This is a genomic window from Comamonas thiooxydans, from assembly GCF_000964545.1.
In the GTDB taxonomy this organism is placed as follows: Bacteria; Pseudomonadota; Gammaproteobacteria; order Burkholderiales; family Burkholderiaceae_C; genus Comamonas; species Comamonas thiooxydans.
The window spans coordinates 24,190-34,316 of the sequence record NZ_BBVD01000027.1; the positions used below are offsets into that span (position 1 = coordinate 24,190).

9 protein-coding genes are annotated in these 10,127 nt (G+C 59.4%); 3 read left to right on the forward strand and 6 right to left on the reverse strand.

Annotated elements, in window-relative coordinates; genetic code table 11:
* The first annotated feature begins 88 nt into the window (after positions 1-88).
* Positions 89-5,008 (forward strand): hemagglutinin repeat-containing protein, encoded by a 4,920-nt coding sequence (locus tag Cth01_RS23385; protein ID WP_082085713.1) that lies wholly within the window; start codon positions 89-91, stop codon positions 5,006-5,008.
* On the opposite strand, the gene Cth01_RS24405 is transcribed toward Cth01_RS23385, so the two are convergent.
* The 5 genes from Cth01_RS24405 to Cth01_RS23410 all read right to left on the reverse strand — a co-directional run bounded on the left by Cth01_RS24405 (position 4,890) and on the right by Cth01_RS23410 (position 8,146).
* Positions 4,890-5,144, reverse strand: a complete 255-nt coding sequence (locus tag Cth01_RS24405; protein ID WP_072248306.1) for a hypothetical protein — start codon at positions 5,142-5,144, stop codon at positions 4,890-4,892. The genes Cth01_RS23385 and Cth01_RS24405 overlap by 119 nt on opposite strands.
* A gap of 201 nt (positions 5,145-5,345) precedes the next feature.
* Positions 5,346-6,062 carry an arsenical resistance protein ArsH gene (gene arsH / locus Cth01_RS23395; RefSeq protein ID WP_034383210.1) on the reverse strand — a complete coding sequence of 239 codons (717 nt, stop codon included), beginning with the start codon at positions 6,060-6,062 and terminating at the stop codon, positions 5,346-5,348.
* Positions 6,049-6,480 carry an arsenate reductase (glutaredoxin) gene (arsC, locus tag Cth01_RS23400; protein ID WP_045840558.1) on the reverse strand — a complete coding sequence of 144 codons (432 nt, stop codon included), beginning with the start codon at positions 6,478-6,480 and terminating at the stop codon, positions 6,049-6,051. The genes arsH and arsC overlap by 14 nt, the downstream gene beginning before the upstream one ends.
* 25 nt (positions 6,481-6,505) lie before the next feature.
* Complete coding sequence (locus Cth01_RS23405) at positions 6,506-7,795, reverse strand: arsenic transporter (RefSeq protein ID WP_045840559.1); 1,290 nt, start codon at positions 7,793-7,795, stop codon at positions 6,506-6,508.
* Positions 7,796-7,822: 27 nt separating this feature from the next.
* Entirely contained in the window at positions 7,823-8,146 is a 324-nt protein-coding gene (locus Cth01_RS23410) for an ArsR/SmtB family transcription factor (RefSeq protein ID WP_045840560.1), read from the reverse strand.
* 88 nt (positions 8,147-8,234) lie between these two features.
* On the opposite strand from Cth01_RS23410, the gene Cth01_RS23415 reads away from it, so the two are divergent.
* Both Cth01_RS23415 and Cth01_RS23420 read left to right on the forward strand, forming a co-directional pair.
* Complete coding sequence (locus tag Cth01_RS23415) at positions 8,235-8,696, forward strand: lysozyme (protein ID WP_052703458.1); 462 nt, start codon at positions 8,235-8,237, stop codon at positions 8,694-8,696.
* Positions 8,684-9,061 (forward strand): hypothetical protein, encoded by a 378-nt coding sequence (locus Cth01_RS23420; RefSeq protein ID WP_034383202.1) that lies wholly within the window; start codon positions 8,684-8,686, stop codon positions 9,059-9,061. Before Cth01_RS23415 ends, Cth01_RS23420 begins: the two co-directional genes overlap by 13 nt.
* A 33-nt stretch (positions 9,062-9,094) precedes the next feature.
* Here Cth01_RS23420 and Cth01_RS23425 read toward each other — a convergent pair whose 3' ends face one another.
* Positions 9,095-9,451 (reverse strand): Rap1a/Tai family immunity protein, encoded by a 357-nt coding sequence (locus Cth01_RS23425; protein ID WP_034383230.1) that lies wholly within the window; start codon positions 9,449-9,451, stop codon positions 9,095-9,097.
* Positions 9,452-10,127 lie beyond the last annotated feature (676 nt).

The window sequence follows — 10,127 nt, forward strand, 5'->3', positions numbered from 1 at the left end:
GACGGCGCGGGCAATCAACTGCACAACGGCCAAGGCAAGATCGTGTCGGGACGAGACGCCATCCTGTCGACCGGCCAGATGGACAACGATGCAGACCTGGTGGCCGCAGGTCGCAATCTCGGTATTGACACAGCAATCTCTGAGCAACCGGGCAAGCCGCAGCAGCGCAGGTTCTCTGGGCCTGGTCGCCGGTGCACAACTGGACATTCGCAGTGGCACATTGAACAACCAAGGGGGCCTGATCAGTGCCCAGACCGACCTGAACATCACGAGCAGCGGTGCGATCAACAGCACCGGGAAGAATGCTCAGGCTGCACAGATATACAGCGGTGCACAGCTCAACCTGCAATCAACAGGTATCGACAACTCGGGCAGCCAGATTCTTGCGGTGCAAGGAGCAGGTATCAACGTCGGTAGCGGCACACTGACCAATCAGGCAGGGCTGGTCCGGGTAGGGCAGGCATTGACGATTCAGGCCGGAGCTATCGATAACCAGAACACCCTGGCTTTCAACGGCGATGGGAGCGCACAAGCGCTGGGCCTGGAAGCCAGCACGATTTCCGTGACTGCTGCCAAGCTGGACAACAGCCAAGGGGCTGTGCGTACAGGCCAGGACTTGACGATTTTCAGCGACGGCCAACTGATCAATGATCGGGGCGAGCTCAGCGCCGGCAAGCAACTGAAGATTGCCGCCGACCAGGCCGCCACTCCCACACTGCACATCAGCAACAACGCGGGTCAAATCGTTGCCGATCACAATGTGGACCTTCGCACAGGCAGCCTGAACGGCGCAGGAGAGATTGCCTCGCGCGGTGACGTGAGCCTGCATCTGCAAGGCAACCATACCCTGGCGGGCACCTTGCAGGCTGGCGGCAACCTGCAGCTGCAAACCACGGGCACATTGACAAACCCGGTCACTGTCCAAGCCGGAAAGAACCTGACTGTCAACGCCAGCAACCTGGACAACCAGGCGACGGGTGAGCTGCTGAGTGGGCAAACAACCCAGTTCACGATCTCCGACACCTTGACCAATCGCGGGCTGATCGACGGTGCCGACACCCGCATTCAGGCTGGCAATGTCAACAACGTTGGCACCGGGCGCATTTATGGTGACCGGGTAGCGATTGCAGCCAGCGCGCTGACCAACCAGGAAGAAACCGTTGCAGGCATCACCCAGGCTGCAACGATTGCTGCGCGAGAGCGGATCGACCTGGGCGTTCAAAACATCACCAACCGAGAAAATGCGCTGATCTATAGCGCAGGAGATCTCTTCACAGGTGGGGCGCTCGATTCAAATTGGCATGCCACAGGCGCAGGGCAGACGCTCAACAACAACAGCGCCACGCTGGAGTCTGCCGCCAGCATGGTGCTGGGGCATGACCAGGTTCGCAATACCAATGAGCATCTGCAGTGGACATTGGTTGATGGTCAGCCTCAAAAGATTGTTGAATTTCAAGCACCCAATGGTCAGCGCTACAAGGGCAGCGACGTTCTGCTGATCTCCAATGGCAATGTTGGAGGCTCCGGGTTGAAGGACATTAGTTTCGTGGTCAGCGGCAATGACTGGCGGTGCAGCATGGGCGGAGAAACCTGCTCATTCACTACCGGTGAAACGACAGCCTTCGATCAGTATTACAAAGGCCTGCTCCTGCCTTCTGAGCGATATCCGTTCGAGAAATATGCGCCTTACTACAACCCCAGCTATGTCGATGACAACGGCCAGCGGGTTCAGGGCTATATGCAATACAGCGGCGACCGAATCATTGGATTCATGAACGTCGTGCCTCAGATCATCAAAGGGGCGCACTACGCAGCCGACCACCGAATCTGGAGCGACTTTGGCGTGCAGCCCTATACCGGGCCTGCGCCTGTTTTAAGCAGCACCAATCCCTGCGCCGCTCTGGCACGCTGCACAGTGGGCTATCACACCATCGACAACTGGGATAGCGGGAGCCGGTATGTCCAGGTCACCCAGGCTCACGTAGATGAATACAAGGCCTACAAACCGCTGCTGGACGCGCGCAATGCAGCGGATGCCGCCCTGGACGCGAAGCTGGATGCCTTCTACCAGGATATTCGCAATCGCTGGATTGGGGATTTTGTCTTCTACGACTACAGCAGCACCGAGCAAAGTGCGCAAGTGACGCAATCCTCCCCCGGAAAAATCGTGGCAGGCGGCAATCTGCAATGGAATGGATCGAATCCATCCAGCAAGCTCCTGAATCAGGACAGCACCATTCTGGCGGGTGGATCGATCAACGCGACGGGCGGCTCACTCGACAACCGAGCTACGACCGTGGATGTCAAATCCGTCGTCCAAGGCTATGTCTACAGCACATGGAATGGAGGCTCCAGCACTCCAAACCGCAAGTACAGCGGCTCGGACTATGCACCTGCAGGCTCAATCAAGACGCAGACACTGGCCTCCTACACATATACGGAGCACGCTGCGAACCCCTCGACCGGCGCAGCGCCTGGAGCTAGCGCCATTTCTGCGGTGCAGGCCCAGGCATCTGCTGCGGGCGCGGTGGATGCCATCCATCATTCCGTGGCTCCTGGTGCCGTTCAGGGAGCGCAGGCCGGCCCGGCTGCCGGTGCAGCCACTGCAACGCAGACCCAGGGGCAGATCACCAGCAATGCCGTAGCGGGAGTGGCGGCGCAAGAAAGCAGCGCTCAAGCGCGGGCCTCTGCCAAGGTTGGTGCAGCCGCGACCCCCGAGAGTACGGTGGCGGATGCATCCAACGCCAAATCAGCGTCCTCTCAATTCAATATTCGCACCACCCAGCCCAACACCCAGATACCTGGGACTTCCTTGTATCGCCAGCGCCCTGAAGCAGGCGCGCTATACCTGGTCGAGACAGACCCCAAGTTCACGCAATATAAAAACTGGCTGTCTTCGGACTACATGCTCCAGGCTCTGCAAATGGACCCCGGCACCGTACAAAAGCGACTGGGCGACGGGTTCTATGAGCAGCAACTGGTGCAGCAGCAAATCGGGCAACTCACGGGCCGCCGATTCCTGGGCAACTACACCAGCAATGACGAGCAATACAAAGACTTGCTGCAAAACGGCGCAACCTTCGCCCAGGCGCAAGGCTTGCGCCCAGGTATAGAGCTCAGTGCGGCACAGGTGGCGCAACTGACCAGCGATATCGTCTGGCTGGTCACCAAGGAAGTGACGCTACCCGATGGCTCCAGGCAAAGCGTTCTGGTTCCGCAAGTGTATGTAAGGGTCAAGCCCGGCGACCTGGACGGCACAGGCACCTTGCTGGCAGGCTCGGATGTGAACCTGAACCTCTCCGGCAATGTCGTCAACAGCGGCAGCATTGCGGGCCGCAACACCTTGAGCATCACGGCCGAGAACATCCAGAATCTGGGCGGCCAGATGTCCGGCAACGACGTCAAGCTTGCAGCCCGGCAGGACTTTGACAACCTCGCAGGCATGATCAAGGGCGTGGACTCGGCCACGGTGTCCGCAGGGCGTGACCTGAACCTCACAACCACCACGCAAAGCAGCGAAAACCAGGCAGGCGGCAATCGCTTTACCCAGACAGGGATCGATCGTGTCGCGGGCATCTATGTATCCGGGCCGGCCGGCGTGCTTGTCGCCAGTGCGGGCAACAACCTCAATCTCACGGCTGCGCAGATACAGAATGCGGGCACCGGCGCCACCGTGCTCACCGCAGGCAACAAGCTGAACCTCAACACGGTTGCGGTCGGCAGCAGCCAGGATATCAACTGGGACAGCAAGAACTACTTGCGCCAGTCGAGCACGCTGGATGTGGGCACCCAGATCACCGGCGCTGGCCGCGTGAACCTCAGCGCAGGTCAGGATATCAACGCCAAGGCAGCCACCATCGATGCAGGCAAGGCCTTGAGCCTATCCGCCGGCAACGATATCCAGATCAGTGCAGGCCAGGCAAGCCAGAGTCTGGACGAGGCGCATCAGCACACCACCAAAGGCTTCCTCTCAAGCAAGACCGTCACCACGCGGGAGCAACTGCACAGCACCACGGCAGTTGGAAGCAATCTGGGTGGAGATACGGTCTCTATCAACGCCGGCCGCGATATCGCGGTTACCGGCAGCCATGTGGTCTCCGACACGGGAACCACCTTGCTGGCTGGCCGAGACGTCACCATCGCCGCAGCCCAGGAAACCTCCAGCGAACAGCACTACCGCAAGGAAACCAAGAGCGGCATCTTTGGCGGCGGCGGAGGCATCGGCTTCACCATCGGCAGCCGTATGCAAAGTGCCGATCAGACGGGCACTCACACCACGGCCGCTGCATCTACGGTCGGCAGCGTGGGCGGCGATGTCAACATCATTGCGGGCAATGCTTACAAGCAAGTCGGCAGCGATGTCATGGCTCCGGGCGGTGATGTCAACGTCGTTGCCAAAGAGGTTCAGATCGTCGAGGCCCGCGAAACCGGCAACTCCGCCACCGAGCAACGCTTCAAGCAAAGCGGCTTGAGCGTCAGCATCGGCAGCCCCGTCATCAGCGCCATACAGACAGCCGACAACATGGCGGATGCCGCCCGCAACACCGGCAGCGGCCGCATGCAGGCCCTGGCTGCAGCGGCGACGGCATTGAACGTCAAGAACTCTGCGGGCGAGCTGCAGGGCGCTGCCCAGGCGCTGGCTGGCGGCGACCCCTCCAAGGCAGCCTCCATCTCCATCAGCCTGGGCTCCAGCAAAAGCCAGAGCAACACGGCACAGACCAGCGACAGCGCACGTGGCAGCACCGTCAAAGCCGGCGGCAATGTCAACATCCTTGCCCAAGGGGCGGGGGCGGACAGCTCCATCCTGGTTCGCGGCTCGGATATTGCTGCCGGCCAGGAAGCCACCTTGGCCGCAGAAGGCGATATCCGTCTTTGCGTCTGGTGCTTGATCAGTAGCCTTCGACCAAAGGCATTTCAGTCCCATCGACCGCAACCATCACGCCCGTGGTGTTGGGGGCGACTTCTATCGGGACGCCCCACAGCTCATTGGGCTTGCCGAAGGAGTTGACGATGTTGAACTGCCGCAGCTCTTCGGGCGTCATCTTGATCAGCTTGGGGTAGGCGTTGTTGTGGGCCTTCCAGTGCCTCAGGAAGGTTTGGCAAACGCGCTTGTGGACTGTGTGGATCGGTGATTCATCGGTCATGGCGCGATTGTCACAGAGGAGGCTGCTGCTCCGGTGCGTTTGACTGGGAACGGCAGACTTGATGGGGCAGCGCCACAAACCTGAGGTATCCGTTAGCGGTCTTTCGCGTCGGCCAGCAATCGACCCGTTGCAGCCGCTCAAGTAGCGAAGAAGCGGCCACTGAACTTGTTTTGGAATGCAGAGCCCACCTGCACGCGTCACTTAGATACTTCGCTGATTGACCCGTTTGGACAGTTCCTCGGCGCTTTCACGGCGCTCGCTGTAGCGATCCACCAGGTAGTCCGAACAGTCTCGCGTCAGCAGAGTGAACTTGACCAACTCTTCCATCACGTCCACGACCCGTTCGTAATACGAAGAGGGCTTCATCCTGCCAGCCTCGTCGAACTCGGCAAATGCCTTGGCAACAGACGACTGATTCGGGATGGTGATCATGCGCATCCAGCGACCCAGCACCCGCATCTGGTTGACCGCATTGAAGGACTGCGAGCCACCCGAGACTTGCATTACTGCCAATGTCTTGCCTTGCGTCGGTCGCACGGCACCAGCGGACAAAGGAATCCAGTCTATCTGCGCTTTGAGGATGCTGCTCATGGCACCATGACGCTCTGGAGACGTCCAGACCATGCCCTCGGCCCATACAGCCAGCTCACGCAGTTCCTTGACCCTCGGGTGATCGTCGGGGGCACCATCGGGCTGTGGCAGGCCACGCGGATCGAAGATCCTGGTCTCGGCACCCATCTTGCGCAGTAGTCGCGCCGCCTCTTCGGTCAGCAGTCGGCTATAGGAGCGGTCACGAACAGAGCCATACAGCAGCAGAATGCGCGGCGCGTGCGCAGCACGTTGTGCGGGCAACAGGCCTTCCAGGCTGGGCTTTTCAAAGACTTGTTCGTCGAGGTTCGGTAGATCAGTGCTGGCCAATTCGGTTTCCTTTCGAGTCAATGACGGCTTCCCCATCCTCTTTGGAGAAGGCGGCCTGCTGAGGCTGCGGCAGGATGTCCAGCACGGCCTCCGAGGGACGGCACAAGCGGGCTCCCAGAGGGGTGATCACTATCGGGCGATTGATCAGAATGGGGTGCTGGAGCATGAAATCAATCAATTGCTCGTCCGTCCATTTGGGCTCGCCCAAGCCAAGCTCGTCATATGGCGTACCTTTTTGGCGCAACACATCGCGCACTGGTAGGCCCATGGCTTGAATCAGGCCCACCAGCGTGGCGCGATCAGGCGGCGTCTTGAGATATTCGATGACCGTGGGCCCCACTCCGCTGTTGCGGATCAGGGCCAGGACATTGCGGGAGGTGCCGCAAGCAGGGTTGTGGTAGATCGTGATGTCGCTCATAGCGCTAGATTCCCGTTGCAAAGATTCATGATGCCACGCTGAGCCGCAAGGCCAGGGCGGCAAGGGTGATGAGCAGCACGGGCAGGGTCAGTACCGCGCCGACTTTGAGGTAGTAGCCCCAGCCAATCGTTGTGCCTTTCTTGCCGAGCACATGCAGCCACAGCAAGGTGGCCAAGCTGCCAATAGGCGTGATCTTGGGACCCAGATCGCAGCCGATCACATTGGCGTACACCATGGCCTCCTTGACAGCTCCGCCGGCTGTGGACGCATCGATGGACAAGGCCCCGACCAAGACCGTGGGCATGTTGTTCATGATTGAGGACAGCACCGCGGACAGCACGCCCGTGCCCAGCGATGCGGTCCACACGCCGCCGGCTGCAAACTGATTCAGCAACACGGCGATGTAATCCGTGAGGCCCGCGTTGCGCAACCCGTAGACCACCAGATACATACCCAGCGAGAACACCACGATCTGCCAAGGCGCGCCATGGAGCACTTTCCTGGTGCTGATGACATGACCACGAGCGGCCACAGCCAGCAAGATCGCTGCACCCACGGTCGCCACAGCACTGACGGGCACGCCCAGAGGCTCCAGAACAAAAAAGCCAATCAGAAGCAAGACCAGCACGACCCAGCCGGCCCTGAATGTGGCCCGGTCTTTGATCGCAACCGAAGGCTGTTTGAGCTGGGCCACGTCGTAGGTGGTAGGAATATCGCGTCGGAAAAACAGCAGCAGCACACCGAGGCTGGCCAGGACCGAGGCGATGTTGACTGGCACCATCACCGATGCGTAGTCGTTGAAGCCGATCTTGAAAAAATCGGCGGAGACGATATTCACCAGATTGGAGACGATCAGCGGCAAGCTCGCAGTGTCGGCAATAAACCCGGCGGCCATTACGAACGCCAGCGTTGCCGCCGGAGAAAAGCCCAGCGCCACCAGCATGGCCATCACGATGGGCGTAAGAATCAAGGCGGCTCCGTCATTGGCAAACAGGGCCGAAACGGCGGCACCCAGCAGCACGATGCAGGCAAACAGCTTGACTCCGCTGCCGCCGCCCCAGCGGGCAAAGTGCAATGCAGCCCACTCGAAGAAACCAGCCTCATCCAGTAAAAGGCTGGTGATGATGATGGCGACAAAGGTCGCCGTGGCATTCCAGACGATATGCCAGACAACCGGAATATCAGCTAAGTGCACGACCCCCAGCAGCAAAGCGACAGCGGCCCCGACTGAAGCGCTCCAGCCAATGCCAAGGCCGCGCGGTTGCCAGATAACCAGCGCCAGGGTGAAGATGAAAATCAGGATGGCCGTCAACATGGTGAACTGTTCCTAGCAACGAGCGCTTCAGCACTGGCACAAAGCTGCGGCGTCTGGCGTGCAGGCAGCTCCCTGGCAGCAGTTCTCGGTGAGATATGCGAGCAGACCATTCATGATGGGAAATGCAGCGCGATAGAGCACATTTCGGCCCTGCCTCTCTTGACTCACGAGTTCAGCATGGAACAGTTCCTTTAGGTGAAACGACAGTGCATTGGGGGCAATACCCAACTGCTCCGCCAATGCACTGGGAGTCAGGCCTTCAGGTCCTGCAACCACCAACGCACGAAAAACGCGCAGGCGTGCTTCATGGGCCAAAGCTGAGAGGGAACGGATAACTTGGGTTTCTTGCATTAATCAATAATACAAGAAATGTTGAATAATTGTGCGATTGAGATGCGGGATCGGGATTGCTGTCGGGCCAAGGGATGACCGCTTTGCCATGGTCATGGCCGCGTTCTACGAATCCAGCAATCGCCACATCGGCACGCCCTACATAGACAAGGTGGGCAAGGGCCAGCCGCTGACGGTCTGCAACGGATTGACCGGCAAGGATGTGATCGCTGGCAAGTGGTACAGCCCGGCCGAATGCTTTCGCCTGGAGAAGAAGCGCTATGTGCAGTATGAGCAGACCGCCAAGCGCTCACTGACTTACTGGGGCAGCTACAACCCTTTCCAGCAGGCCACGTTCTACGACTTCCTGCACAACAAGGGCGACGGGAATTTCCAGACCAGCACCATGCGGCGCGATGCAAACGCGGGCAACTGGGTCAAGGCCTGCCGTGAAAACGTGCGCTGGAACAAGGGCACGGTCCATGGCGTGTCCACGGTGCTGCCCGGCTTGAAGATCCGCGGCGATGCGAATGCCGAGGTTTGCGAGTGGGGGCTGTCATGGCGCGGCTGACCGTCTACACAGCTCTGGCAGCCGCTGCTGCCGGCGCGGCGCTGGCCTGGTCCTTTCAGGCGGCGCGCCTGGGGGCCGAGCTGGCCGACGAGCGCCTGCAGGCCAGCCAGTACCGCGAGCAGATCGCTGATGAACGCACGGCCGCCGGCCGGCGCGTGCTGGCCGTCGAACGCACGGTCAATGCCACATACCAAGGAGCCCTGAATGACGCCATCCAGAAGCAGGCCGGCTTGCAGGCTGCCGCTGATCGCGCTCGCCGTGAGCGTGACGGCCTCCAGCGATATACGGAGCTGGCAATCCGAGCTGATGCCGCAACCTGCCGCGCAGCCTGGCTAGTGATTCCCCAACCCAAGGAAACCCAATGAGCAAAACAAGGAATGCAGTAGAGCAGTTGCCATCTATTTGGGCTTGCAGGGGAAGACATCCTGCAACGCCCTTGAGACCAGTGAGTTGGCATTCATGTGCCCAAGCTGCGGCTGGGCGTAAAGCATCATAGGAATGATGTCCAAGATTTGGTCGCGTGTGATGCCGTCTGGTATGCAAATGACTTTGGATGACACCAGTGTTTCAGCAACTCCTAATGCATACCCGCGTGCAATATTGACCTGTTGGTGGTCTGACGCTGTACCCGCTTGAGATTTTTGTGTTTCAGAGAGCCATTGATTCAGCTCATTCCCTGTGATCTGCTGCGCATGCAAATGTGGTCCACAGAGTAAGGCGGCCAGGAAAGCGGCGGCGCCCGGAACAGCTTTCATCCTCATTCCTCCTTGTTTAAGGAATGTAGCAGAGCAGTTGCAATCTATCTTGGCTTGCAGGGAAACGCGTCTCAGAATGCTGTATGTGCCTGCTGCAGCGGTGTCCGCGGTGAATACCAGGAGCCACTTGCCGCCTATGGTGCTTTATCTACCTTCGGTAACAAGGCCATTGAAACCTGCCTCCATATCCCCCAGTCATCGACGAAAATAGGACATGGCCGAGGTGATCCAGGTATGGGGTCCATGAAGGCTCGGATACCAAGCCTGCATTGCCGCCTTCGAGCAATCATTGATAGAGAAGTACAGACAAAAGCCATGCTGCGCAGCAAATTGGGAACACTGCTAGTGATCAGTGTGGCACTTTCTTTTGCGGCAGGATTTGCTCTGGATGCCCAGGGCAGCATCGCGAACCTTGAGCTTTGGATAGCTTCGGCAGTCCTGCTACTCTTAAGCGGTGCAGTTCTGATCGTCTTGGGTCAGAACGACTAGCAAGGAGCCGGGGAGCGCACCACACTTACCGGGCCTAGCCCGAAATACACGAGGCCATCCTCACGGCTGGTCACCAGTAGCCATCCCGGGTGGGCTTCGTCTCTCAGTCGCCTTCAGCGAGAGGCATTTCCGTCTCATCGACCGCAAGCATCACGCACCCCATCACTGATGGGGAATTCGTATTAGT

Coding starts and splice junctions, on each gene's coding strand:
- arsC (WP_045840558.1), bottom strand. CDS start 6,480: ATGAGCGACATCACGATCTACCACAACCCTGCTTGCGGCACCTCCCGC.
- Cth01_RS23410 (WP_045840560.1), bottom strand. CDS start 8,146: ATGCAAGAAACCCAAGTTATCCGTTCCCTCTCAGCTTTGGCCCATGAA.
- Cth01_RS23425 (WP_034383230.1), bottom strand. CDS start 9,451: ATGAAAGCTGTTCCGGGCGCCGCCGCTTTCCTGGCCGCCTTACTCTGT.
- Cth01_RS24405 (WP_072248306.1), bottom strand. CDS start 5,144: ATGACCGATGAATCACCGATCCACACAGTCCACAAGCGCGTTTGCCAA.
- Cth01_RS23420 (WP_034383202.1), top strand. CDS start 8,684: ATGGCGCGGCTGACCGTCTACACAGCTCTGGCAGCCGCTGCTGCCGGC.
- Cth01_RS23385 (WP_082085713.1), top strand. CDS start 89: ATGCAGACCTGGTGGCCGCAGGTCGCAATCTCGGTATTGACACAGCAA.
- Cth01_RS23405 (WP_045840559.1), bottom strand. CDS start 7,795: ATGTTGACGGCCATCCTGATTTTCATCTTCACCCTGGCGCTGGTTATC.
- Cth01_RS23415 (WP_052703458.1), top strand. CDS start 8,235: ATGGTCATGGCCGCGTTCTACGAATCCAGCAATCGCCACATCGGCACG.